Origin of the sequence: Cerasicoccus sp. TK19100, from assembly GCF_027257155.1 — a bacterium.
GTDB classification, from domain to species: domain Bacteria; phylum Verrucomicrobiota; class Verrucomicrobiia; order Opitutales; family Cerasicoccaceae; genus Cerasicoccus; species Cerasicoccus fimbriatus.
In genome coordinates, this window is the sequence record NZ_JAPWDU010000001.1 from 455,562 (window position 1) to 481,321 (window position 25,760).

Genomic DNA, 25,760 nt, shown 5'->3' on the forward strand with positions numbered 1-25,760 from the left:
GACCTGTGTCCTAGATCAATACGATGCGTTTACTGGTATTGGTTTTGTTTGCGGCGTTGGTTGCGCAGACTTCGTTTGGCGAAAAGCCTTTGCACATCGACACGGTGGTCATCCCGTCGAGGAATCACACCCGCATGCAGCCGGAGATCTTCTACGCCTTCAATTCGGCGACTCGGGAATACACACCCGACATGAAGATGACCTTCACGCTGTTCAATCCGTTTCAGGCGCGGTTTGCGGGGAAGTCCGCTGAGTCCCAGAAGGAGCTGCTCAGCCTGTTGCGCAACAGCGTGCCAGAAGTCATCGAGATCAAGCAGGACAATCCCAAGAGCACCGACCTGCACACGCTCATTCTGGAATACATTATGGCGCATCCGGAGTCGAACTTGGCGAAGACTTACCGCGCCATTGAGGACTTCATGGCCGACCACCAGTTTTTGGTCATCGAATCCAGCGACACTTACGGTGCGCATCCGATGTTTTACAAGGCGGACGTTACCACGATCGACACCCCGGATGGTGCGAACGAAATGGACATCATCGAGACGATTTACGGGTTATTCTTTATCGATGCAGCTTTTGCTCAGGATAAGCTCGTCTGGGGCACCTGCCATGGGTCGCAAATCGGCTACATCCATTCCGGAGGCCAGCTTGGGCGGCTGTTTGAATTCAAAGACGGTGGCTACGGCGACACGGAGCTAAAGGTGAAAAAAGCCCCCGGATGCCCGGTGCAGGAGGAGACATGGCGCATTGGCAAGCATCTCTACACGCAAGACAAGGGCTCGAACTACAAGGACTACAAAACCATGCTCTACCCAGTGCCGGATGAGTTCGCCCAGGGCAAAGACATGGAGGGCAAATTCATTAACAAAGACTTCCAGCACTCGCTGGCCTTGGTGGAGCCAATACCGCAAGATATCGAGGTCATTTCTTATCATCCTCTCTCGAACTACGAGCAACTCGTCGCCGAGGGTGGAGCAGAGGCTAACCCGGATTTTGCTGAGGCGCTTAAGGACCAAAAAATCGTCGATGCATACAAATATAAGACGATGATCGGCACGCAATACCACCCGCAGTATACCTACGACGATTACGACACCGACGTCGTTTTTGAATACCTGGTAGAGCGCCTGCACGACCAATACGCCGAGGACGTGCCAACGGCCATTGCGCAGTAGCGTAGTCTAATGGGGTGGGGCTAACTTTACCCTTTAAACTTTTTCTTCCGCGTGCGTGCATGGGGCATGCGAATTTTATTCATCGGCGATATCGTCGGAAAGCCCGGGCGCAACTTTGTCAAAGCCCAGCTCAAGGTGCTCCGGGAGGAGCTGGAACTCGACTTCGTCGTCGCCAATGGTGAGAACGCTGCCGCCGGTTCCGGCATCACTGGAGCCATCGCGGGGGAGATCCTTGATGCGGGGGTAGACGGCATTACGCTGGGCGACCACGTGTGGGACCAGCGCGGATTTGTGGATGAAATTGACTCGTTGCGCAGCGTCTGCCGTCCGGCGAATTTACCCGCGGAAAACCCCGGCCGCACGCACCTCATTTTAGAAAGCAACGGCTTCAAGCTGGGCGTCTTCACCGTGCTCGGTCGGACCTTTATGAAGACCAATGCGGACTGCCCGTTCCGCTGCGCCGACCACCAAATCGGCGAGCTGCACGCCCAGTGCGACGCGATCCTGGCCGAAATCCACGCCGAAACGACCTCAGAAAAAGTCGCCATGGGCTGGTATCTCGACGGACGCGCGCAAATGGTTGTGGGCACGCACACGCACATCCCTACAGGTGACGCGACGATCCTTACACGGGGCACTGCCTACCACACGGACGCTGGCATGACGGGCCCCTACGAGAGCATTCTGGGCCGCGAAATCCAGCCCATCGTCCTGCGCTTCCTCGACGGGCTGCCCCGCGTTTGGCCGGTGGCGAGCAACGACGTGCGAATTTGCGGAACTTTGGTGGATATCGATGTCGAACAAGGCATCGCCACCAAGTGCGAGCAGTTCACCCTGCGCGCCCGCTAGGCGAAGTTTGAACTACGAATATCGCCGATGGACGCAGATGCGGTTACTTTTGTTGGAGATTGCAGGGATAATGCAATTCACGGTTTGAAATCTGCGCCCATCTGCGCCATTCGTAGTGAATAATTTGTTTCTAAATCCTTTTCTATGACCGGCTTCGACACCCCATTCCCCGTAATTGCCATTGTACTGGCGGGGCTGGCGGCTATTGGTTGGACGCTTTGGAAAAGGCCGGTAGTCGCGCCGAATTCCGCTTGGGGGCTGGCTGCTTTGCGCGCGGTCGGGGCGATGTTGATCACGTTGCTCCTGCTCAATCCTTTTGTGTCGCGGGACTACCCGGACGCCAGCCAGTTCGCCGTCGCGGTGGTGGGAGACGTTTCCCGCAGCATGGAAACAGCCGACCTGCCCGATAGCCAGACCCGCCTGAGCCTTCTGCAAAACGAGCTGGCACCGGACACTTCGGGCAATCTCTGGGCACGCCTGGCCGAGCAATATGTCCTCGAGCCCTCCACGATTGCCGCTGATTGGCTGGCAGGGGCCGACTGGGCTCCACGCAACGGCGACACCGCCCTCGGCAACGGGCTTAACCAATTGCTTAACAGCCGCTCACCCGACAATGCTCAACTGGGCGGCGCATTGCTGCTCAGCGACGGCATCAATTTACAAGGTGAGCGCCTGCCCGATGCAGCCATTGCCTGGCGTGATGCCGGGGTGCCGGTCACGGTAGTGGGCATTGGCGAGCCGACGCCGCCGGGCGACATCGCGCTGAAGTTTACCAACGCGCCGGAGTCCGCCGCACTCGGCGATCCGCTGGAGCTGCAAGTCGCGCTGAACAACTACTTTGGCGAGGCGCGCAATGTGGAGGTCCAGCTGTTTGCTGAAGACCGGCTCGTGGAGACGCAGGCCGTCCAATTGCCCGCCGGAGAGGAGAGCCAGTTGACCTTTTCGCACGTCCCCGAGGCTCCGGGCCTGCAGGTGTTTCGCGCGATGCTCAAGCAGCCGGCCACGGGCGATTTTAACCGCGCCAACGACTTGGATTACGCTGCGGTCGACATCACCATGCCGAAGAATCAGAGCTTGTTTTACCTCTCGGCGCGCTTGGGGCCGTTTTGGCGCTACTTGCAACAAGCTCTGGGCGAAGACGACCAATTACAACGCCAATGCGTGATCCAAACGGGCCCAGAGCGCTTCTTTCGCCAGGGATTCGGCGAGGAGGATGCGATGGACGAAAGCACAGCGGGCTTCCCCGAAAGCGCAGAGGAATTTTTCCCGCATGCCGTGCTGGTGGTCGACATTTCCGCCGTGAGTGCGATGACGCCCGAGGCCCGCGAAGGCCTGCGCGAATACCTGCTGCGGCGAGGCGGGGGCGTGCTCTTTATGGGCGACCCTAACGCGATGCCGGACGATTTAAAACCGCTCTTGCCCGTCCGCGATGGTGAGCTGGGCCGCGTTCTTAAGCGCACGCCCATCGAGCTGGCGGCGCAGCCGGTGTTTCGCGACGCGGATGCCGGAGTGCTCTCGATGCCGCCTGGGCCGTATTTGCCCGAGGAGACGCTTTTCTTCCAACCCGCTGATCTGAGCCTGGGCGTGCGCGTGGCGGCAGAAACGGAGTCGCCGGGCTTGCCGGTGTTAACGGTCCATGCCTACGGTGCTGGCCGCGTAGCCTACCTCGGTACGGAGAGCACTTGGCGCTGGGCGCTCACCAGCGACCGCGAGCAGGAGCAGCACACCGCTTTTTGGCAACAGCTGATCGCCTGGCTGGCCACGGGTGGCAAGCCGCGCATCGAGCTGCCGATCCAGGGCGAGGTGGTTGACTTGGGCGGCCCGGTCGCGCTCGATATCGATGTGCGCGGCAGTGATTTTCGTCCATCGGAAGATGCCCGGATTCGCGCGACGATTACCGCGCCCAATGGCGATGTGCTGCCCGAAGTGGACCTGTTGCCGGAGTCGGCGGACCCCGGTCGCTTTGCGGGAGAGGCGCTGCTGGAGTCGCCCGGCGAATACCGCGTCGACTACGCGATTGAATTTCCTGACGGAGAGACGCTCCAGCACACAGCCTATTTTGCGGCACACCGTGCGGGCCGTGAAGACGAGGATTTACGCTTCCGTGAGACAGCCTTGCGGGACTTGGCGCGGATCACCGGCGGCGAATATTTTAGCTGGGAGCAGATCGGCGAAATCGACGAGCTGATACTCTCGGACGCCGTGCCACTGCGCGAAGAGCGCACCTACTGGACGCGGAACGCGGCATTTCTTCTGGCCATTTTGCTGGTATTTGGCATTGAATGGTTCTGGCGCCGCAGCCTTGGTTTGCGATGATTTTTTGGAAACAACAGCGATTGAAAAAAGCTTTGCCATGGGCGGCCATGGCTTTGGCTGCGCCACTTTTTGCGCAAAGTAATGGCTTTGACCGCTCCATGCTGCCGCCGGAGCTGCTGCCACAGCCGCGACTTTCCGCCCAGGAGCAGGAGACGATTAACCGCGCGATGCAGGACCTGCAATCGGACAATCCCGAGATTCGCGCCGGGGCCGCCATGCTGCTGGGCAAATATCATGCGCCAGTCGCCAAGGCCGCGGTTATCGACGCGCTGGACGACCCTAGCGCCCGCGTGCGCCGCGCGGCATTGGTCTCGATTGCGGAGTGGCGCCATGGCCTGCCGTCGGACGCCGTGGAGCCGATCCTGATGCACATTGCCGATGAGGATGTGGAGGTCCGCCGGATGGTTTCCTCGATGTCGCCCCAGCTGATGAGCATTTGGCGCACGTCGCGCATGATTCGGCCCGATCTGAAAAACCGGCCAATGAATCCCGCCGTGCGCGAGGCGCTGCAACGCGCTTTTCAGGACGAAGACGCCGTCGTGCGGCGCAACATGCTGATCAATTTCAACAACCTCAATCTGCGCATCGAGCCCGAGGTGTTTATTGCGCTGCTCAGCGATCCCGACCGGGGTGTCCGCCTGGATGCCATCCCGCTCGCCATTGCTTACGCCGAGCCCCGTGATTGGCAGGCACCGGCGCAGAAAATCGTGGAGGGCGATGACGCGACCGCGCTGCAGCGATTGACCGCCGAGCTGGGCCGCCGGGGTTCCGAAGAGGGGCTGGAGCTGCTGCAACAAATTGCTGCCAGCGACAATACCGAGATCGCCGCCGAGGCGCATCTGGCTTTGTTCCGCTGGACGGGTGCGCCTTATGAGCTGGACTGGCTGATCAAGGCGCTCGCTGCCGACCGCCTTTCGCAAGACCAGGGGCAGCGGCTGATCCAATCGCTGCGCGGCTATCGTGAACTCGCCACACCGCTGGCACCGACTTTAACAGAACTGAAAAGTTCCGTGCTGCGCGCCGAAGCAGTCCGGCTTTTTCTCAACCTGAATCTGGCTGAGCAATACCCGGAAATTACGCAGCGCTTGTTGAGTGATTCGAGCCAGGAAATCCGCACGATGGCGGTAACGCATTTTTACGCACGTGCGGACTTGGTGACCGATGACTTGGTGGTCTCGCTGCTCGATAATCCGTATCCGGATGTGCGAGCATCGATGGTGCAACTCGCGATTCGGCAACCACCGGAGCAGGCGGAAAACATGCTCTTCGACCTGATGCTGGATGAATCCGTCGATGTGCGCATTGCGGCGATGGAGGCGATCAGCGCCATGCAATTCGAGGGGTGGACGGATGTCGTTGCCGCTTCGTTGGAAGACCCCGATCTGGCCATGCAGCGCAGCGCGGTGGTGATACTTTTGCGCGAAAGGCAGTTCCCGCGCCGGACCGAAATCCTGCGCGGCTACATCGAGGACAACCCGAAAAGCCCACTCGCGCCGCGTATCCGCACCGAGCTGGGCGGCGGCAAAGTCATCGAGATCGACATGAACAAGCTTTAGATGGAGCAATGTCGGCGCTGACTTTCTACGAATTTTTCGCTGGTGGTGGTATGGCGCGTATGGGCTTGGGGCCGGGCTGGACACCTGTTTTTGCCAACGATTGCGACGCGAAAAAAAACGCAGCCTACCGCCAAAACTGGGGTGCTGATGAGCCGTTGGACAGCCGTCTGGTGCAGAATGTAGCCACGCGAGATTTGCCCGGATGCGCGGATTTAGCCTGGGCTTCGTTTCCTTGCCAGGATTTATCACTGGCAGGCGGAGGTACCGGGCTGGCGGGGGAGCGCTCGGGCTCATTCTGGGCGTTTTGGGATCTGATGTCTTCGCTTCAAAAGCAGGCCCGCGCGCCGCGCTGCATCGTGCTGGAGAACGTAGGCGGCCTGCTGACTTCTCACCAAGGCGAGGATTTCCGGGCGCTGGCCGATGCGCTCGGGCAGGGTGGATATCGCTTTGGTGCGTTGCTGATGGACGCCGTTGATTTTTTGCCGCAGTCGCGGCCGCGTTTGTTCATCGTGGCATTGCATCGGAATGTAGCAATTTTAGAGGGATTGAGCAGTGAGCTGCCCGCGCAGTTTCACCCGGTAGCCTTGCAGCAGGCATATGCGCGACTCAGTGCAAAGGCCCAGCGCAATTGGGTTTGGTGGAAATTGCCGAAGCCGCCTGAGCGCAGTATCGATTTGGCGGATGTGATCGAGGCTCAGCCAACGGGCGTTGATTGGCATACGCCGGACGAAACACTAAGCCTGCTTTCCATGATGCATGAGCGGCATCGCGACAAACTGGCCGCAGTGCAAGCGAACCGGAAGGCGACCGTGGGCACGATTTACCGGCGCACGCGCATCGATAATAACGGCAATCGCGTGCAGCGGGCCGAAGTGCGTTTTGACGGTGTGGCGGGCTGCCTGCGTACGCCGGGCGGTGGGTCGAGTCGACAGACCTTGATCTTTGTCGATGGCGAGTCGGTGCGCACGCGCTTGGTGTCCGTGCGTGAAGCGGCTCGCCTGATGGGGCTGCCCGACAGCTATCAACTGCCCGCGCGCTACAACGAAGGCTACCACTTGATCGGCGATGGCGTGGCGGTGCCGGTGGTGCGTTACTTGGCGGCACATTTGCTGGAGCCTTTGTTGGGAAAAATTACCCGGCCAGAGGCGGCTACGATTCCCGCTTAAAGGAATCTGCGGTCAGGGTTTGGGCATATCAGAAAGGAGGATGGCTGAAGCCAAACGCATGCGCCATTATTTCTTTGTAAAACGGTTTTCCGTCCCGGCGAGGAGGCGCTGAATGTTGCTCTTGTGGCGGACGACGATCAACACGGCGAGCACGGCAAAGAAGCCGATCAACAACCAGTCGGAGCCGGCCATGAGCGCGAGCAGGGGCAGGCTGATGCCGAAGGCGATCGAGGCCAGCGAGACGTAGCGCGAGGTGTAGAATGTTGCCACCCAAATGAGCAAGCCGCAGAGCAGGACCAAGGGTGCCAGCGCCAGCAAGCCGCCCATCGTGACGGCGACGCCTTTGCCGCCCTTGAAGCCGATGAACACCGAGAAGCTGTGCCCCAGAATCGCGCCAACCAGTCCGATGATGGCAAAGGCCAGCGTGTTCTCATCCGTCACGAAGAACTGCGGGATCAGCGTCGCGGCAAAACCCTTGAGTGCATCGAGCGCGAAGCAGGCATTGCCGGCCTTTTTGCCGAGGACCCGCTTGACGTTGGTGGCACCGGGGTTACCGCTGCCTTCCTTGAGGATATCCACGCCGTGCTTTTTGCCGATGATGACGGCAAACGAGATTGAGCCGAGGAAATACCCGACGAGCAAAGCTCCAATGGCGGCGAGGATGTTCATTTAAGGTTCGAAAGTTTGAATGTTCGTAAGTTCGAAGGTTAGGCGGTCATTTTGCATTGCGCAACAACCTTCAAACCTCCGAACCCGGAACCTTCGAACCTGAATTACAGCTCGATTACCTTGAACTTCTCGATGTGCTCGTGGTTGGAGATCTCGGTTTGTGTGGCCTCGGAAGGGGCACTGTCGAGCTCGACCACGCTGATGGCAAAGCCTTCGCCCTGGTCACGGGCCAGCGAGAGGTTGGCGATGTTGACGCCGTCCTTACCAAGCACGGAACCGAGGAAGCCGACCATACCGGGGACGTCCTTGTTCTTCACGACGAGCAGCGTGCCGGAGGTATTGACCTCGACGCCGTGACCGTCAATGGAGACGATGCGCGGGCTCTGGCTTTTGCCGAAGAGGGTGCCGGCGACCTTGCGGACCTTGCCGGTGACTTCGACGGTTTCCACCTGAATGAGCTCGGTGTAATTGGCGTCGACGCTGCTCTTGGTCGTGGTGACTTCCACGCCGAGCTGTTCCAGCTTGCTGGGCGAGTTGACGTCGTTGACGTTCGGCGAAATTTTACCGAGGTAGCCACGCTGGATTGCGCGCGAGAGCGGCGTGGTGTCCAGCTTGGTGATCTTGCCGTAGTAAGTGATGTTGAGCTTTTCAACGGTGTCCTTGGACAGCTGTTGGATGAAGCTGCCGAGCTTTTCGCCAAGGTTGAGATACGGCTTGAGGGCTTCGAGGGCCTTCGGGTCGATCGAGGGCATATTGATCGCGTTGCGAACCATGCCGCCGCTGAGTGCGTCGACCATTTGTTCGGCGATTTCGATGCCGACGCTTTCCTGGGCCTCGGTGGTGGAGGCACCGAGGTGCGGGGTCAGCGTGACGTTGTCAAACTTGCGCAGCGGGCTGTCTGCGGCGGGTGGCTCGTCTTCAAAAACGTCCAGACCGGCGGCGGCGACCTTACCGCTTTCGAGGCCGGCGATCAGCGCGGCTTCCTTGATGATGCCACCACGGGCGCAGTTGAAGAGGCGCACGCCGTCCTTCATCTTGGCAATGGCGTCCTCGTCGATCATGTATTTCGTCTCGGGCGTCAGCGGCATGTGCACCGTGATGTAGTCCGACTGAGTAAAGACTTCTTCGAGGGTGACCTTCTTAATACCGAGGGTTTCCGCGCGGCTTTCGGTCAAATAGGGGTCGTAGGCGAGCACGGACATGTTGAAGGCCTGTGCGCGCTTGGAGACTTCGGCACCGATGCGGCCGAGACCGCAAACGCCGAGGACTTTCTGGTTGAGCTCTGCACCGGTGGGGAGGCTCTTGCGGGGGAAGCCGCCTTCCTTCATTTCCTTGTCCGCGCGGGCAATTGGGCGGCTGCCGCAAAGCAGGTGGGTAAAGGTCAACTCTGCCGTGGCAATGGTGTTACCGCCGGGGGTGTTCATGACGATCACACCGCGCTCGGTGGCGGCGGGGATGTCCACGTTGTCGACGCCAACGCCGGCACGGCCCACGACTTTGAGCTTGGGCGCTGCGGCCATGACCTCAGCGGTCACCTGGGTGTCAGATCGAACGGCGATGCCTTCCACGTCCGGATGCTCCGCCAGCAGTTTGGTTACCTGCTCTGGGTTTTTCTTCGGAGACCAATCCGGCACGACTTCCCATGCAACGATGACTTCGGCGCCAGGCTGCTGCTTGAAATGTTCGATGCCCAAAGGCGAGATTTTGTCTGCGACCAGGATTTTCATAAGAGGCTCGTGATTGAACGCTGCCGTACGCAGAATGCAACCGTAGAAAAGATTAAAACCAGCTTGAGGGTGGTTTTAATTAGCAAAGCTTTTGATTGCGATTAGTTGGCCGGGGCCAGTTTGCGCAGTTTCAGCTCGTTGAGACGGTAGGGCCCGAGACCGAGCGTCGAGGCATACTCGAAGAGCGGCGGCTCGGTTTCCTGGACGGCGAACTGTGCCGAGCGGCGGTCTTTCATGAGCTTGCGCCACATCAGGTAGTCAATGGCCACAGGATTGGCGCTGAGCCAGAGTCGCTTTTCGCGGCCAGTGTATTGTGCATTGAAGCGGGGCCCGCCAAGGAATTGATAGCGCTCCAGAGAGACGATGCTGAAGACCCATTTATCATAAAGCTCGGGAATGGCACCGATTTCCGCCGCGGCGACGGGGGCGTTGGCCGAGCTCTGGAAGAAGCGTTGGTTGTTGGTCACGTTCCACAGGGTGGCATTGGCAATGGCACCGCTGACGCCGAGGGCCTCGTTGTCGGAAACCATGGGCAGGTTGATCCAGAAGTCGGTCTCATTGAAGAGCTTGGAGGCCAGAAAGCTTTTGCGGTCGTTGGGATCTTCCTCGAAGGAGAAGCCGCGGCCAGAGGAAATGGCGCGGGCCATGCGCTCGCGGGAGGGCAGGTTGCTGTCGTAGAACCACAGATCGTTGGTCATGTCGGCACTGGTATCGAGTGCGTAAACGGGCACATCGAAGAAGGTCTCATCGCCCATGCCGCTGCGGGAGGGCAGATAGCCGCACTCGCGCAGCCGGGACTCGGTGCCGTCGATGATAAAAATCTGGTAGCGGGAAAATCCGCGTTTTTCGAGGGAAGTGATGACGGCTTTGGTCAGATTGGGGGGCGTCATCAGGCCGGGGCCGGATTCGGTGTATACCTTTAGGCCGACTTTGCCATTGGCACCCGGGGCCAGCGTTTTGCCGGTGGTTTTTTCCCAGTGTGCAATGAGAGACTCTACGCCATACTCGTAATCCGTCTGGCTAAAGCCGTTCAGGGAATATTCCCAGACAAATGGCTTTTCGGCCGCCGTGGGACGGTAATCCTGGCCCCAAAGGGTCGCGGCCAGTAGCATGCTCGTGAAAAATTGTGTAAATTGACGTGTGCCCAACATTATCAGCGCTTGACTCGTTTTCGGTAGGTCCGATGTTTATAACTGCCTCTGCATGAAACAGCAATACAGCAACCAGACTGCCCTTCTTTGGCTTTTGCTGGCAACACTTTTTCTAACCGCTTGCGGTGGGAAAGATGGTCCGCCGGATGAAGCGTCGATTCAACAGGCCATTGCCGCCGCTAATGAGTTGGTTTACGAGAACCAAATTCCGTTGGCGATTCAGCGGCTGGAAGAGCTGGAGAAACAAGCGCCGGGAAACCCTCAGGTCATCCAGGCCCTGGCCTTTGCCTACGCGAAGCAGCCGGATGCGATGATGGCCGCGTTGTATTTCGATCAGGCGTTTCAGCTCGACCCGAGCAATGCCGACCTGGCCCTCTACGCGGCGCAGGCCTACCTCGACAGTGGCAACCCGAAGGCCGCGGCCAAGGCCTACACCGATTATTTAGCGAAAAACCCGGACGACTCCGCCGCCTGGAAGGCGCTGGCACGGGCAGAGTTTGAGCAAAAGCACACCCAGGCGGCGCTGGATGCCTTTCTGGAGGCTTTTCGCCGCAACCGCCAACCACCGACTCACGAAGAGGCGGCTCTGGTCGGGCATCTCTACCACTCGCTGGGTAATCGGGCGCAGGCCACCAAGTGGTATATGCAGGCGCTGCGGCCGGGTGGGGCGTCAGCCGATCGCCTGAATGCGCAACTGGGCTTGTTTGAAATCGCCTTGCGCGACAAGCAGTGGCCCCGCGCTGCTGAGCTGATGGACCAGATCGAAAAAGAATTTCCCGGAGAGCTCGCGAACGGTCCCTATGCGAATGCCCGCACGGAGCTTCGCAAGTGGCGCTCGGCGCAAAGTGCCCTGCAGGGGACGATCGGACAGACTGTGGCCGAAGCACCGGAAATCGCGACGACCAAGGAAGAAAAGCCTGCGACCGCGCCTATGACCGAGGAAGAGCTGCTGGCCGCCAGTGCTGCTGCTCCGGCCGTGTCGGCCTCCAATGTGACGGTTTCCGACGCTACCGGCCAAAGCCCGGCGGTAACGACTCCAGTTGCCGCAACGCCGACGGAATCGGTCTCCGTTGCCACGGATGAGGGCGTCATCACGCCTACAGCCTCGGGGGATCTGGTTGTCGCCGATGCGGGCTCACCCGATACCAGCGCGAGTTTGGGTAATGTTAATGACGGCCCCGACCTCGTCATGGCGAAAGCCTTGCCCACACCGGGCGGCGAAACGATCGACTTGACCGCAGAAATGCAGGCCGAAACCGAAGAAGCCGCCCCGGAAATGGCAGACGACGAAGGTGCCCTGGAGGTTGCCGATGTCGAAGTTGCAACGCCGCCTCCGGGCGAGGTCGAGGTCAAGGAAGTCAAAATTACGCGCACGCCGGATGGTGGCGTAGAGGTTACGACCGTGGATGCCGAGGAAACCGCCGACGGTAGCATGGCTGCCAGCGAAGGCCGTATTGAGATCGACCCGCCATCACCCACGATGACGGCCAGCGATCGGGCCAAGATGGCCTACGAGGCCGAAGACTACGTGACTGCGGTTCGTTTTTATCGCGAAGCGATGGCCACGGATTATCGCAACCCGGAGTTAGCCTACGATCTTTCGCGCGCCTATTATAATAACGGCCAATATCGGGAGGCGGAGATTTATGCTTCCGAGGCTACGCGGCTGGCACCCAACGACGTCCGCTATACCCTGAATTACCTGCGTGCGATCCAGCGAACTCACAGCCGTGACGCTCTCATGCGCGAACTCGTCAAGGCCAAGGAGCGATTCCCCAATAGCCCGGACATCACCCTCGCTCTGGGCCGTGCCTATGAGGTGATCATGGGCAATACCCGTAACGCACGTTTCCTCTACGAGGAGTTTGTGATCATGGCTCCCAATCATCCCCGTGCCGGGGAAATTCGCACAAAGCTGCAAACGATGCCGTAGTCGCCGCGTCTCTGGCATTTTTACCTTTTTCCTCCGCGAAGCGATTTTTCCGCAACTTTTCATGAGCGGGTTGGTTTTCCTCTGCATAACCCAACTCGTAATCATGACTATAAAATCCTCTCTCAAAGTATTACTCGCAGCCCTCGTGGGCTTCTGCCCGCTTTGGGCCTTCGCCGGTTCCTCTGGAAAAAACACTGCCGCCTACGTCAAAGCGATGGGCGATCAGCTCGAAGGCGAAAAGGTCAGCTTGGACGTGGCGTTCATTCGCATCAATCGCCACGCCCCCGACGATGTGCCTTACGTCTTCTTTTGGGCAGCTACTGTCGATGACGACGAAATGGCCAAAGGCGGTGCGATCCTCGTTGTAGCCGACAAGGACGATAAGGATAGCCTGATTCGTCGCTTTGGCACCAATCTCGAGCGCGATCGTGGCGATGGCCCCGAGACCAAAAGTATGCGCGGCACCGTGCGGCTGGTTGGCCGTGAAAATGGCCCTAAGCGCGTCTATCTCGATATTACCGATGACGGCGTCGACCTCTCTGATGCACCTGACCGGGTCTTCGACGAAGGCGACATTTCCGGCGAAATGGGTATGCCTCCTGGACGCCGCGGTGGTCGTCCCGGGTTCGGTGACTAATCTCCGACTTTTACTAAACTAGGGATTAGTAAAAAGATAACAGCAGCAGCAAACGGGCCGCCCTGGCGAAACTGGGGCGGCTTTGCTGTGTCCAATTTCTCGGTTAAAGGGTGAGGCTGGTGCAGTGAATTGTCTTAAAATGCTCAGCTAAGCATAGGCGATTTTGGCCATTTTTGGGCGGAAAAATTTAATTCAGTGGTCTGATTTCGAGATCTTTTACCGAATTGTTTCGTAAGTAGCTGATAGTTAATGAATAAAGTTGATAATGGGATATTGTTTCCGTGCTCTGTCGAGGCTGGAATGCACTGATTGGTATAGGTGGAATAACTTATGCTTGCGTTGGGGAATCTAGGATTTATAGGCTTTTTACTTAGTTAGCTGGGTTATTGGTCGTTTTACATGGTCAGATTAACCCTAACTGAATCGCTCTTATGAAAGAAACAGTCAGCATCGGAACACTTCGTTTTCAAATGACCTCGCAGGAGTTACGCGACTCCTGGTGGTTGAACTGTGACGGTGTCACCGTGAAGCAGCCGATGATGCTGAATGCGCTTGAGCGACAGTTTCAGGAAAATCCTGGTGCCCAATACCTGGTGCTGCACGCCGACGAGGCCAGCAACCCGAATCCCGATTGGAAAAAATTGGAGGGCCGCAGGCGTCCTCCGCCCAGCAACTCACGACCATCATTTAAGATGCCGAAGCCATCTGCGGCCGAAGTGGAGCTGCCCGAGTCGGATGAGCTCGTGGCCCCAAGCCCGCTCACGCCCAAGGTGATGGCACGTCTCGATACCATTGAGGCATCCCAGCGTGAAACCCTGGCCGCTTTGCGTGAGCTCTGTTTTGCGGTGAAGGAAATCGGTGCGCACCTTTCGACGAGTAATGGCATGCAGGAGCGCGAGCGCTATGTGAATGAAGCTGAAGATCGCCTGGTTGCTGAGACTCACCGCCTGGAAGTCGAGCGCGCTGAGCTGGAGCAGATGCGTGCTGAGCTAACCCGCGGCAAGTTCACCGTGGTGGGCGCTTAGTGGCTAGCTTGCTCTGGGAAAATTCTTCAGGGATTATCTCCGTCTGCGGCTTGAAGCATGCCGTGATTTCACCTATGATGCTGCATGGAAAATGCGACAAGCAAAGGGCGAGTTATAGTCACCTACGGGCGCAGCATCATCGCGCTGGCCATCGCGCATTCCCTCGGGAAGCGTGGGGTAGAGGTAATTGGCTGCGACGATGTCGAGCTGACCGTCTTGCAGTTTTCAAAATACGTTCAAGACACCTTTCTCCATCGCTTAGCTAAAGAAAATCCTGAAGGCTATCTGGAGGATCTGATCGAAAACATTGAGCGCTACAAGCCGGAGAATGGCGAACCCTACGTTTTGATACCGTCCTTTCGCGATGCGACGATTATCGCCAAGCATCGTGAGCGCCTGGAGAAACACATCATCGTGGCGGCTCCGGATATTTCATCCATCGATGCAGTGCTCTCCAAGGCTGCTTTTGCGAAAACAGCAGAAGCGAATGAACTGCCCATCCCGCAAACATTGGTCGCCGATTCGGTAGAGGAGCTGCAGGACCGCGAGAATTTTCCGGAACCCGCTATTGTGAAACCACCGGACAGCCATGGCGGACGTGGCATTCGTATTTGCCAGACCAAGGAGGAAGCCGTCCGCTATTGCCACGAAATTGTCGATGCCGGTGGAGAGATGCCCGTCGTGCAAGCAGCGGTTCCAGGGGAGGATTATTGCTTCGCCGCGCTCTGCGACCACGGGCAACTGGTAGCGCATATGGCCTATCAGAATTTGCAGCAATTCCCGATCGATAAAGGGCAGGGAGTGGTGCGCAAGACCGTCGATGATGCACCCTTTCGCGCCAGTGCGGAGAAGTTGCTGGCGGCGGTTAACTGGCACGGCATCGCTCAGATTGATTTCCGCTGGGATGGCCAAGGCGAACCGATGTTGATCGAGGTGAACCCGCGCTTCTGGGCGGGCTTGGTGCATTCGGTCGAGTCGGGTGTCGATTTCCCCTGGTTGCTCTTTCAGATTATGACCGGGCAATCCCCGGAGCCCAACGAAGCGAAAGTCGATGTCACGACGAATACCCCTGGACTTCGATGGCTATCTGCACTGCAGGACTGCATCGACAGCAACGAAAGCTTCGAGGAGCTGGGCCGCCATTGGGAGAACTTTACCGCGCAGCTCGAAGGCAAGCGCTGGGAAGCTGCATGGCGTTCGTTTGCGGATTTTATGACGACTGAGATCGACACGGAGTCGACCAAAGCCAAGTGGCGCCAACTCAAAAAACAAAGTGAAAACGCGCACAGTGACCTGCTATTGGAGGACGATCCGCAGGCCGCGCTAGGTTTGTTATTTGTCGTTAGTTCGCTGATTCGCCACGGAGATTTACCGGAGGAATTCAAGGTATAGCTACCGCCGCATGCGCCCTCTAATCGGCATCACCAGCCCCACCAACGCAGATCCATTTGCCATGCTTTGCCTGGCGCTGGCTGTGCGGTTAGGCGGAGGTAAGCCGGTGAAGCTCAGCGCGAAAAGGCCTTACCGCGAAATGCACGTGGATGGCCTGCTGTTGGGCGGTGGCGTCGACATTTTCCCGGAGCTCTATCAAGAAACCGCCCGCGAAGATCGGCGTTATGATCGCCTGCGCGACGAGTTGGAAGTTTACTGGCTAAAGCTCGCGCAGGAAAAGCGACTGCCGGTGCTGGCAATCTGCCGCGGCGCGCAGCTAATGAACGTCGTGCATGGCGGCAATTTGCACATGGAGGTCAAGTCGGCCTATGAAGATGCGGATTACCCCAGTGGCGTTTGGGCGGCGACTTTTTTTCGTAAGCCGATCAAGCTAACGACGGGTAGCAAATTTCAGCGATTGATGGATACCGATGAGCTGATGGTCAACTCGATCCACAAGCAGGCAATTGCCAATGTGGGCGAGGGGCTGACCGCGGTTGCGCGTGAGCCAAACGGGGTCATTCAAGCCATCGAAGATGAGTCTCGTCCGTTTTATTTAGGCGTGCAGTTCCATCCTGAGTTTTTGATCTACCAAGAGCGCTATCGCCGCATCTTCAAAGCCTTGGTTCAGGCGGCTAAAGCGGACACTGATTCGCAGTAGTTTCTCGCTTATAACGATTCCGCAGATTTAAACTCTGCACTGCAAAGTAACTTTGCAAAAAAGAAAGCGCCCGGGGTTGTCCCCGGGCGCTGTAAGCATGCGGTATGAGTGGTAAGTTGGTTGCTTAGTCGAGCTTGGCAACCTTGGGAGCAGATACTTGCTCCTTGAAGTTGACGATGCCAAGGCTCTGCAAGGTAGCCGGAGTCAGGCCGCCCATTGGCAGGTTGTTGGCCATTTGGTATTGCTCGATAGCTTCCTCGGTGGAGGCGTCGATGTTGCCGTCGACTGCGCCGGGATTGAAGCCTTGCTTGTTCAGGCGGCTTTCAACTTCCCAGGCAAGCTCAGGTGAAATCGTATCGTCGCACAGCACGCGTTCCCAGCGGGTGTGGGCCGGCTCGATCAGAATATCGCGGCTCACGTTGGCATACTGAGGCTCGATGTAAACTTCGTTGGTCTTTTCGGGCGTCTTCAGCGTGCGAACTTGCACGGTGTCATACTGGGCAGGGATGGTAATTTCACGCGTGGTAGCGTCGGACACCATTACCTGCTTTTGCACGGTCTTGTATTGAGCCGGGATAGTCTTTTCCTCGGTACGTGCCGGTTGGTCAACAACTTGGCGGGTTACCGTCTTATACTCGGCAGGCTTTTCCACCAAGCAAACGATGTCGCCGGTCAGCTCGTTCGGGTTTTCAACTTCTACCTCGCCATCCATCCAGACCTTGGTGGCTGGGCGGACCAAGACGCGTTCGCTGACGGTCTTATAAGTAGCGGGGATGGAAATCTTCTCCGTGCGGGCCGGCTCGATCATGACCTTTTCGGAAACAGTTTTGTATTGGGCGGGCACAACTTCGAGGCGGGTTTCAGCTGGCTTCACCATCACCTTTTGCTCCTGCCACTCATACTGGGCGGCGGTCACATCGATGCGGGAAGATGCTTCTTGCTGCAGCACACGCTCAGTAACGGTCTCGAACTTGGCCGGGACGATCATCTCAGCGTAGCATTCGCCTACGGTTGCTTCTTCAGGGAAGGGCAGGTGCTTGCTCTCGGCGGTGATCTCGTAGCGCTCTTCGGGCTCGATGGTTTCCGCCTTCTTCAGCGGCAACTTCGGGTATGCCTTGTGGGCGTTGCGATAGCCTTCGTGGTCACCAGGGCCCTTCACGTATTCAGCTTGGGCAACTTGCTCTTGCTGGTCGGACTCGCCAGTAAAGAAATTAGCAACATCATCGAAAAAACTGCTTTCTTCAGCTTCAGCGTTAACAGCAGTTACTCCAACAATGCCGGCGGCACAGGTAATAATGATTTTCTTGTTCATATCTGTATCTGGTTTGAGTTAGTGTTCGGCATAGTAGTAACTCATTGCGTGCCAGTTTTGTTTTATGTTTTATAAATTACTTAACTGCATCATCTTAGGGAGTTTTATATTTTTGATTGATCGTTGGTTGAATGCATTGCGCAATTCAAAACTATCTTAATTATGTTCTTTTGCATTGTAGAGTTATCGCGATGTATTGAGCCAATTATTTAATCTTGTACGCAGAACGGCCGACCCCATCGGGGCCGGCCGCCTACTGCTGCTATTTATGTTTCCGGGGATCGGATTCAAAAAATTCCAGCTAACCTAACTGATGCTACCTAGCAGTTAATTCGTTGCATCCTTAACTTCGTCTTTGGCGTCCTCAGCAGCATCGCTGATGGAGTCGCCAGCGCTTTCAGCTGCGTCGGAGATGGAATCACCAGCGTCTTCCAAATGATCGCCGGCATCCTTTTCGCAACCAGCAAACAAGCTGAGCAGGCCGAGTGAGAGAATAGTGATGAGTGTTGTTAGTTTTGTTTTCATGATATTCGTAATTTGGTTCACCAATGTAATATCATGATGCGTGCCAGCCTTGATCGAATCTTACTTAAGATGCTGAAAATCAAAGGTTAGCAAAATTTAAAAATAACCCGTTATCATTTGCCTTCGTGCAATTTGTCGCAGAGCTGTGGAGGTGGTTCGCGCAATTTGCAATGCCCGCCGATTATTTTAATTTCCTACACCTGGAGGGCAAAATGCAATTTATCCTGCTTTTTGCGCATTGCAATTTTACAGACCAAAGTTCCTCGAAAATTTGGAATCGAAAATTTGAAAAGCATATCTATTTGGAATAGAATAGCTTACGTTACATGCATGCGCGCGGGCACGGGCTCTGCATTAGGCTTGGCATGAACCTAAATATTCCAAACTTCTCGATTGAATCCGAAATTTCTAATCTCTACGCCACCGAGCGCTGGTTGATTTCTCTCTGCCAGTCTCGTTCTACTTTACGTGAGCCAAATTTGCAGAAGTATGCTTGGGCATCTTTTATCGCTGGTAGCCGTGACCGTTGTGCCATGCTTCGCAAGCTGGCTCAGTTGGAGAATTGCCACATCACCTTTGATTGGATTGTTCCTAAGTGCGTGCTGAGTTATGATTTCGAGTGCCTGGCATGCGATCTCATGAGCGATACGATTTCAGATGACGATTTGGCCGAATCGCTTGATAAATTAACTCGGCACATCGCTCTGCAGTATGTGCGCCTGATGCGGATTGCGCAGGCGCAGCATGCTTACTCCGTTGTGATGGGGACTGAGTGCATACTCGAAACGATGCCGCGCGAATATGCTTCTTTTTTAAATGAGCCGATGATGCAGTCGGCCTAAAGACTCGATAGTTAGACCGCGCGCGCTTTTTGTGCGCGCACCCACAATAGCCAGCGCTACCAATGCGAATACAGCATGGTAGCGCTTGGCTCGTGTAAGCCGATAATGCCAGCGAGCAGCTCTCGACGCTGGTAATTTCACCCGTGCCGACGTCCCTGCATTTTCGGCAATCATGTCTTTATGGTTATGGTTGGGGGCGTCGTGGATCATTGCGATAGAGATTGGTTCGTTTAACGAAGGCAAACTGCCGCCATTACTGGCCTGGCCCCATCAACAGCATAAATCTCCACGGCCAACGCTTCACCGGCGGCTGGATGACCCACTCTGTAGAAAGGCCTCTACCTGCCCGCCTTGGAGGTGTCATCCTGGACCTCGGCGAGAATTTTGTTGGTACCTATTTCGCTGTGGGTTGGGGGCGAGCATGTTGACGAAGGGAATTGCTGGGTCAGGCAATCGTAGAATCCCTTAGGCATGCGGCTTTTGCATTTCTTGTAATAATCAACTCTAGGGTCTGGGTATATCTTCAATATAAGGGCCTACCGGAGCTCATGTTGTCTTGAAGATTAGTCGTTGTGAAAACTCCTGCAAATTTCCCTGTTGGTTGTTTTTTTTGAAATGCATTTTGCATGTTTTAGGCTCACAGAAAATTCACTAAAAATACATAGGTTGTTTATATGCAATAGTTAATGAAATATTCAAGCTGCTTGGCATTTGCCCTGCAATATTAGCTGTCGATAACTCTGACAAATAACTCAACGAAAGGATAATCATGTTAAGCTGGGCACTCACATTCTTTGTAGTCGCATTAATTGCAGCCCTTCTGGGTTTTACCGGTATCGCTGGTGCTGCAGCGGGAATCGCTAAGATTCTGTTCTTTGTATTCCTCGTACTGCTGATCGTATCCGCCCTTGTTGGCGCGCTACAGGGCAAGAAACCCATGTAACTGCCGTCACCAGATGACGTTGAATAATGCAAGCGCCCGGCCTGTGGCGATATTCCCGGCCGGGCGTTGCTAAACCCTCAACCTGCAAGCCGCTATGCTGAACCTCGACATGCCAGAACTGCCGACGACTTCGCTCAAAGAGCGCGATGAAGACATCGCATCGCCATCGCGGATCGCCTACATGGAAAATGCTCTGGGCATCCCTTTTACCTACGGAAATACCGTAGAGCCGCTAAATAACGGCAATGAAATTTTTCCGGCCATGCTGTCAGCTATACGCAGCAGCCATGACCACATCGAGCTACTGACTTACATTTACTGGAGTGGCGATGTCGCCAAGGAATTTGCCGATGCACTCAGCGAGCGCTCGATGGCAGGCGTCACCGTGCGGGTCCTGTTGGACTCCTTTGGCTGCTCCGACATCAAGCGCGAATACCTTGACGAAATGGCGGAAGCTGGCGTCCAGATTCAGTGGTTTCGCCCGGTCAAGAAGTCGTTGCTCAAGTTTGACTGGCGCACGCACCGCAAGGTGTTGATTTGCGACGGTCGTATTGCATTTACCGGCGGCGTCGGAATTGCCGCCGAATGGGAGGGCGACGCCCGTAACCCGGATGAATGGCGCGAAACGCATTTTCGCGTTCGTGGCCCGGCTGTGAAGTGCCTTAGCGGCGCTTTCTGGGACAATTGGTTCGAGGAAAACGAAATTCCGCTCAAGATGATGACGGCCAACCCCAATGAGCGCCCCCATGGGCTGCCCTTGCAAGTGGTGCGGTCCAACTCTGGCTACCGCGTCAGCGATGCGCACAAGGTGCTGCACGCGATGATCAATCTGGCCACCGAGCGCCTGGATATCGTGACGCCATATTTCGTTCCAGAGCCAGGCCTGCTCAAGCTCATGTGCGAAAAGGCGCGCAATGGTGTGTCCGTGCGCGTGCTCATCCCCGATGCCTACACAGACAAGCGCTTCGAGCGCTTGGAGTCGGCGCGATACTTTGACGACCTAACGAAGGCTGGTGCCGAGGTACATCTTTACCAAAAAACCATGATCCACACCAAGCTAATGCTCTGTGACGACGAGCTCGCGCTGTTTGGATCCATTAACTTCAACCGCCGATCCCTGCTCAAAGATGAGGAAATCGGTGTCGTCGTTGGCAGCCCGACTTTTGTTCGGGAAATGCGCCAAACCGTCGAGCGAGATCTGGATGATGCCATCCAATTAGACCGCAGTAAGTGGTCTGGGCCGAATACCGTGGAGTTTCTCGTTCAGCGCCTGCTCACCCCGTTCCGCGATCAACTCTAGGCCAAACCGTTTGTTGCAGAATGCAGCATCGCGTACGCCTGGCGCATTGCAAAATGCAATAGTTGGGTTTGCGAATCGGTCATTCATATCATTATTTACACTTCTACCTAAGGACTTACATGGCATACCGTTACAACGCTGAAAGCCGCAGCAACAAAGCCACCCGCGCTAATTCAAAATCTAAAGCAGAGTCGAACGGCCCCGGTCTGCTCGATTCCGGGATGTATGACGACGAAGAGACCGGCATAGATCCAGCGTCACAGGTGCGCGGAATGAATATTCTAATTGTTGACGACGAAGCTAATATTTTGCGGACCACCTCCATCGCTCTCAAAAGCATGGGGCATACCCCTTTCACGGCAGAAAACTCACGCCGGGCGGAATTCATACTCGCCGAGGAGCGCATCGACGCGATGTTTCTCGACGTGATGCTGGGCAATGAGAACGGTCTGGATTACCTCACCAAACTCAAGGCCCGTAACGAAAAAGTCCCGGTCATCGTCTTCACGGCGCACTCGTCGATTGAGTCGGCAGTGGAGTCCATGAAGCGTGGTGCTTACGATTACATTCAGAAGCCGTTTATTCCGGAAGAGATTCGGCAGATGTTGGCCAAGCTCGAACGCAGCATCGCGTTGGAGCGTAAGGTCGAGGCGCTGGAAGAGCAGGTGGCGGACAAGGACGCCACTATCCGACTGGAGTCTGAAGAGCCGGATATGCAGAAGACGTTCAATGTAGCCTTCAAAGCGGCAAATTCCGAGGCGTCGATCTTAATTCTCGGCCCCAGCGGTACCGGTAAAACTGTGTTGGCGCGCAATGTCCACCAGCGCAGCCCGCGGGCCAAAGAACCCTTTATTACCGTTAACTGCCCGAGCCTCTCACGTGAGCTGCTGGAGAGTGAGCTTTTTGGCCACTTGAAGGGCTCGTTTACCGGCGCGGTCAAGGATACCTGGGGCAAGGTGGCCGCGGCGGAAGGTGGCACCTTGTTCCTGGACGAAATTGGCGAGTTGCCATTGGAAATTCAACCGAAGCTGCTCCGACTCTTGCAAGACCGCGAATACGAGCGCCTGGGCGAGAATCGTGTGCGCAAGTGCGATATTCGCGTGATTGCTGCGACGAACCGTGACTTGGCCGCCGAGGTCGAGGCCGGAACGTTTCGCGAAGACCTCTTTTACCGCCTCAAGGTGATCTCCGTTGAGATGCCTCCGCTGCATGAGCGTCCGTCGGACATCCTGCCGCTGGCCGAAAATTATCTGAAGCATTTTGCCGTGCGTGAGGGGCGCAAAAATCTGCGTTTCTCCACGGAAGCTGGTCGCCAGTTGGTCGACTACACCTGGCCGGGCAATTTGCGTGAAATGCGCAATGTCATCGAACGCGCGGTGATCCTCTCCGTGGGTGATGAAATCGAGGCGAACGACTTGCCGGATGATTTCTCGCAAGACGAGAGCGGTGGCCCGCGACCCGGGCAAATGATTTCGCTGGCCGAGCTGGAAGAGGCGCACATCCGCCGCATTTTGGCCAAGGCTGACAGCCTGGATCAAGCCGCCTCTGTGCTCGGCATCGACACGGCGACACTCTACCGCAAACGCAAGCGCATGGGCCTCACCTAATCATCGCGCATCCCGTCCGGTGATGAACCCCCACTCATGAAAAAACTTCGCAATCGGCTCTATGTCGCGCTTCTGCCTTTGCAGTTGCTGTTGGTTGGGCTGGCTCTGTGGACATTCTTCCTGCTCGCGAATCTCGAAGAGCTCGTTAGTGACGCAAAAACCTCACACGAGGAGTTTGCCGAAGTAACCGATAATGCCTTGTTCCGCCTGCGTGAAATGCAGGTGCTGATCGAGATGACTGCCGAGGTCGATGGCCGCAGCCTGCGGTCGGACATCCGTCAATCCAAGCTGGAATATCTGCAAGCCATCGAACTAATCCGCGTCAACCCCAACGCTCAAAGCACGGATTCCTTGACGGCGCTTATCACGATCAATGAGCAGATCGATCCGCGCATGGAGACGATGCTCCGTGCGATGAATGATCCGATGATTGCCCAACGGCGCATGGAGATGCTGAATCTTTTCCAGGAAGCAGAGACGTTGCTGGAGCGCCTGTCGACGGCCGCGATCGACGACCTGCTCAACCTGCAAGACGCCTTCCGCGAGCGCTTGCGGTTATCTTTTGCCGTCCTCGGCGCGGGTATTTTGCTGGGGGTCTTTGGCACCTTGCTCATTAGCCGTCAGATCGGGCGCATGATCCTCAACCCGCTGGAAAACCTGGAGGACAAGTTGGAGGATGTGAGCCGGGGTAACCTCGATGTGGAGGCCGATCTGAGCCGCCGCGATGAGATTGGCAAGCTGGCCCACGCCTTCAACCAAATGGTCCACAAGCTGCGTGAATACAAATCGCTGACCGACCAAAAGCTCCTCTCGACCACGCGGACTTTCCGCAGTGTGCTGCAGCGCACACCGCACGCGACCCTGTTCCTGACCAGTGACCTCAAGGTCTTCTTCGCCAACCCGCAGGCTGGTTCGCTGCTCGAAGCACCGGAGTTTAAAAAAGGCCTGCCGCGCGCGCTCAAGAAGTTTGCCCAAGACGCGATGGACTCGGGTGACATTGTGGTGATGGATCGCTTGCAGGAGGCACTGCGAATTAACGTTGGCGGCCAGCCATTGTATTTTCTGGTGGCTGCATTTCCCGTCGACCTGGTGGACACGGAAGACTTCGACTCCGGTGCTTTTAACGCCGAGGGCGTCGCGATTTTCCTCCAGGACGTCACCAAGATGAAGCTTGCGGACAACCTGAAGGGCAACGTCGTCGCCACCGTTAGCCATGAGCTGAAGACGCCGCTGACCAGCGCCCGCATGTCGCTCTACCTGCTCAGCGAGGAGTCCGTCGGCCCGCTGAATGAGGAGCAGCGAGAGCTGGTCGACACCGCCAAGGAAGACCTGGAGCGGCAATTGGCGACTATCCAAAATCTCCTCGACCTGAGCCGCATCGAGCAAAGCGATAAGCGACTGATCAAGGACACCTGCCGCGCCAATGGCATCATTGATCGCTCGATCATGGCGCACCGCGAGCTGGCGAACTCATGCGGAGTAAAGTTGGTCGCCGAGCCTGCGCCGGAGGACCCGTTTATCCATGTTGACGAGAAGCGCATTGAAATCGTTTTGAATAATTTCGTTTCCAACGCACTGCGCCACGCGCCGGAGCACTCGGAAGTCATCGTGCAAACCGTGGTAGAAAAAGACCGCGTGCGGTTCAGCGTTTTCGATGAAGGCCCCGGTGTGCCGGACGATATGCGCGACATCATCTTCGAGCGTTATGCGCAGGGGGAGGACAGCCGGCGACACGGCAGCGCTGGCCTTGGGCTGCATATTTCCAAGGAGATCATTACCGATCACGGCGGGGATATCGGCTGCGATTCCGTCTTGGGCCAAGGGAGCAATTTTTACTTTCTGCTGCAACGCGTGACCGAGCCGGAGTCAGAGCAAACCATAGAATCATCAACCGAACACAACCATGTCTAATAAAACATCCACTACAAAGACATCCACTGCGGATAAACTCGCTCAAGACCGCGACAAGTTGGTCGCTGATCTCAAGCTCTTGGTCGAAGACGCCAAGCACTTAACCGCTGACGCCAGCGACGCTACCTCGGAGTTTGCATCCGAAAAGGCAGAGCATGTGCGAGAGCAGCTAAATGACGTCATGGCCAAGCTCAAGGCCGAGGGGGAACATGTCGCCGGGAAGGCGAAAGACACCACTCAGGACCTTGAAAAGCTGATCAAGAAGCATCCTTGGCAGTCACTCGGCATCGCCGTAGTTGCCGGGATTGTTATTGACCGCTTTATGCGAGATTAAGCAATGAATCCGCTGGAATCCGCCGGCGCTATTGGCCAGACGTTGCTCCAGATGCTGGAGTCGCGCATCGAGCTCTTTGGCGTCGAATACCGCATGGAAAAGGCTCGGCTCGCGGCCTTGGTAGGCGTTGCCTGCCTGGCTGCATCGAGCCTGGTCCTGGCGGGCGTTGCCGGAATCGTGGCGCTGGCGATGGCCACACCCGAGAAATATCAGACCTTCGTCATGGCGGCGGTGTGTTTCTTTTTCCTGGTTATTCTGGGCGCATGCATTGGCGCTGCATTCTACCTGATGGACCAGAAACGCACGCCATTCTCTGAAACCCGCCAAGAACTTCGAAAAGACGTCGCATGTTTATCTTCCGTTCTGAAAAAGAAGAAATAGCCCGGCTCAAAGAGGAGATCAGTCGCGAGCGCGCGCAGCTCGGCCTGAGCACTCAAGAGCTCCTGCCGCAGGCGAAAAAAGCCGCCGCGATGGGCAGTGCTGTCTTCGCGATTAAGCGCTTTACGCCGCTGCTTCGCCCAGTGATTTTTGCTGTCGCCCAGCGTGGCCTGCGCAAGGGCACCGGCAAGGGCTTGTTTAAGATTGCCGCCCTGGGAGCCGCAGCCTTTGGTGCGTATAAATTGCTCGGCAGCGACGACGACGAATAAGCCGCCAAACCCGTCCACGGCGTTTGCCTGACGCGTGAAA

At 56.7% G+C, this 25,760-nt stretch carries 23 protein-coding genes; 18 read left to right on the forward strand and 5 right to left on the reverse strand.

The genetic code is table 11. The annotated features are described in order from the left end of the window. The first annotated feature begins 23 nt into the window (after positions 1-23). The 5 genes from O3S85_RS01850 (at position 24) to O3S85_RS01870 (ending at position 7,065) form a co-directional block, all read left to right on the forward strand. Positions 24-1,178: a hypothetical protein gene (locus tag O3S85_RS01850; RefSeq protein ID WP_269537406.1), complete on the forward strand. Its 1,155-nt coding sequence runs from the start codon at positions 24-26 to the stop codon at positions 1,176-1,178. 66 nt (positions 1,179-1,244) lie between these two features. Continuing rightward, positions 1,245-2,027, forward strand: a complete 783-nt coding sequence (locus O3S85_RS01855; RefSeq protein ID WP_269537408.1) for a TIGR00282 family metallophosphoesterase — start codon at positions 1,245-1,247, stop codon at positions 2,025-2,027. A gap of 144 nt (positions 2,028-2,171) precedes the next feature. Next, complete coding sequence (locus O3S85_RS01860; protein WP_269537410.1) at positions 2,172-4,343, forward strand: hypothetical protein; 2,172 nt, start codon at positions 2,172-2,174, stop codon at positions 4,341-4,343. A gap of 47 nt (positions 4,344-4,390) precedes the next feature. Further along, a complete protein-coding gene (locus O3S85_RS01865; RefSeq protein WP_269537412.1) occupies positions 4,391-5,899 on the forward strand; it encodes a HEAT repeat domain-containing protein in 1,509 nt (502 codons plus the stop codon). A gap of 8 nt (positions 5,900-5,907) precedes the next feature. After that, complete coding sequence (locus tag O3S85_RS01870) at positions 5,908-7,065, forward strand: DNA cytosine methyltransferase (RefSeq protein ID WP_269537413.1); 1,158 nt, start codon at positions 5,908-5,910, stop codon at positions 7,063-7,065. 66 nt (positions 7,066-7,131) lie between these two features. On the opposite strand, the gene plsY is transcribed toward O3S85_RS01870, so the two are convergent. The 3 genes from plsY to O3S85_RS01885 form a co-directional block, all read right to left on the reverse strand. Then, entirely contained in the window at positions 7,132-7,734 is a 603-nt protein-coding gene (gene plsY / locus O3S85_RS01875) for a glycerol-3-phosphate 1-O-acyltransferase PlsY (protein WP_269537415.1), read from the reverse strand. A gap of 104 nt (positions 7,735-7,838) precedes the next feature. Further along, entirely contained in the window at positions 7,839-9,461 is a 1,623-nt protein-coding gene (gene serA, locus O3S85_RS01880; protein ID WP_269537416.1) for a phosphoglycerate dehydrogenase, read from the reverse strand. A gap of 101 nt (positions 9,462-9,562) precedes the next feature. Further along, the gene (locus tag O3S85_RS01885) at positions 9,563-10,573 is read right to left on the reverse strand and encodes a hypothetical protein (RefSeq protein ID WP_269537417.1); all 1,011 of its coding nucleotides are present in this window, start codon (positions 10,571-10,573) and stop codon (positions 9,563-9,565) included. Between the two features lie 91 nt (positions 10,574-10,664). Between O3S85_RS01885 and O3S85_RS01890 the strand changes: the two genes are divergently transcribed. The 5 genes from O3S85_RS01890 (at position 10,665) to O3S85_RS01910 (ending at position 16,299) form a co-directional block, all read left to right on the forward strand. After that, positions 10,665-12,545 (forward strand): tetratricopeptide repeat protein, encoded by a 1,881-nt coding sequence (locus O3S85_RS01890; protein ID WP_269537418.1) that lies wholly within the window; start codon positions 10,665-10,667, stop codon positions 12,543-12,545. Positions 12,546-12,648: 103 nt separating this feature from the next. Then, complete coding sequence (locus tag O3S85_RS01895) at positions 12,649-13,182, forward strand: hypothetical protein (protein WP_269537420.1); 534 nt, start codon at positions 12,649-12,651, stop codon at positions 13,180-13,182. Between the two features lie 431 nt (positions 13,183-13,613). Beyond that, a complete protein-coding gene (locus O3S85_RS01900) occupies positions 13,614-14,207 on the forward strand; it encodes a hypothetical protein (RefSeq protein ID WP_269537422.1) in 594 nt (197 codons plus the stop codon). Between the two features lie 84 nt (positions 14,208-14,291). Then, positions 14,292-15,599, forward strand: a complete 1,308-nt coding sequence (locus O3S85_RS01905) for a carboxylate--amine ligase (RefSeq protein ID WP_269537423.1) — start codon at positions 14,292-14,294, stop codon at positions 15,597-15,599. Positions 15,600-15,609: 10 nt separating this feature from the next. After that, a complete protein-coding gene (locus O3S85_RS01910; RefSeq protein ID WP_269537424.1) occupies positions 15,610-16,299 on the forward strand; it encodes a gamma-glutamyl-gamma-aminobutyrate hydrolase family protein in 690 nt (229 codons plus the stop codon). Between the two features lie 124 nt (positions 16,300-16,423). Here the strand turns inward: O3S85_RS01910 and O3S85_RS01915 are convergent, their stop codons facing one another. Together O3S85_RS01915 and O3S85_RS01920 are read right to left on the reverse strand one after the other, a co-directional pair. After that, the gene (locus O3S85_RS01915) at positions 16,424-17,611 is read right to left on the reverse strand and encodes a peptidoglycan-binding domain-containing protein (RefSeq protein ID WP_269537425.1); all 1,188 of its coding nucleotides are present in this window, start codon (positions 17,609-17,611) and stop codon (positions 16,424-16,426) included. Between the two features lie 327 nt (positions 17,612-17,938). Further along, positions 17,939-18,136: a hypothetical protein gene (locus O3S85_RS01920; protein ID WP_269537426.1), complete on the reverse strand. Its 198-nt coding sequence runs from the start codon at positions 18,134-18,136 to the stop codon at positions 17,939-17,941. 365 nt (positions 18,137-18,501) lie between these two features. On the opposite strand from O3S85_RS01920, the gene O3S85_RS01925 reads away from it, so the two are divergent. The 8 genes from O3S85_RS01925 (at position 18,502) to O3S85_RS01960 (ending at position 25,720) form a co-directional block, all read left to right on the forward strand. Further along, a complete protein-coding gene (locus O3S85_RS01925; RefSeq protein WP_269537427.1) occupies positions 18,502-18,978 on the forward strand; it encodes a hypothetical protein in 477 nt (158 codons plus the stop codon). Between the two features lie 769 nt (positions 18,979-19,747). Next, complete coding sequence (locus O3S85_RS01930) at positions 19,748-19,921, forward strand: DUF1328 domain-containing protein (RefSeq protein WP_269537428.1); 174 nt, start codon at positions 19,748-19,750, stop codon at positions 19,919-19,921. 94 nt (positions 19,922-20,015) lie between these two features. After that, positions 20,016-21,221 (forward strand): phospholipase D-like domain-containing protein, encoded by a 1,206-nt coding sequence (locus O3S85_RS01935; RefSeq protein ID WP_269537430.1) that lies wholly within the window; start codon positions 20,016-20,018, stop codon positions 21,219-21,221. A gap of 119 nt (positions 21,222-21,340) precedes the next feature. Then, positions 21,341-22,828 (forward strand): sigma-54-dependent transcriptional regulator, encoded by a 1,488-nt coding sequence (locus tag O3S85_RS01940; protein WP_269537431.1) that lies wholly within the window; start codon positions 21,341-21,343, stop codon positions 22,826-22,828. Positions 22,829-22,864: 36 nt separating this feature from the next. After that, complete coding sequence (locus O3S85_RS01945) at positions 22,865-24,739, forward strand: sensor histidine kinase (RefSeq protein WP_269537432.1); 1,875 nt, start codon at positions 22,865-22,867, stop codon at positions 24,737-24,739. After that, on the forward strand, positions 24,732-25,073 hold the full coding sequence (locus tag O3S85_RS01950; protein ID WP_269537433.1) for an ElaB/YgaM/YqjD family protein: 342 nt from the start codon (positions 24,732-24,734) through the stop codon (positions 25,071-25,073). Before O3S85_RS01945 ends, O3S85_RS01950 begins: the two co-directional genes overlap by 8 nt. 3 nt (positions 25,074-25,076) lie before the next feature. Continuing rightward, the gene (locus O3S85_RS01955) at positions 25,077-25,454 is read left to right on the forward strand and encodes a phage holin family protein (RefSeq protein ID WP_269537435.1); all 378 of its coding nucleotides are present in this window, start codon (positions 25,077-25,079) and stop codon (positions 25,452-25,454) included. Continuing rightward, the gene (locus O3S85_RS01960) at positions 25,421-25,720 is read left to right on the forward strand and encodes a hypothetical protein (RefSeq protein ID WP_269537437.1); all 300 of its coding nucleotides are present in this window, start codon (positions 25,421-25,423) and stop codon (positions 25,718-25,720) included. Before O3S85_RS01955 ends, O3S85_RS01960 begins: the two co-directional genes overlap by 34 nt. Positions 25,721-25,760 lie beyond the last annotated feature (40 nt).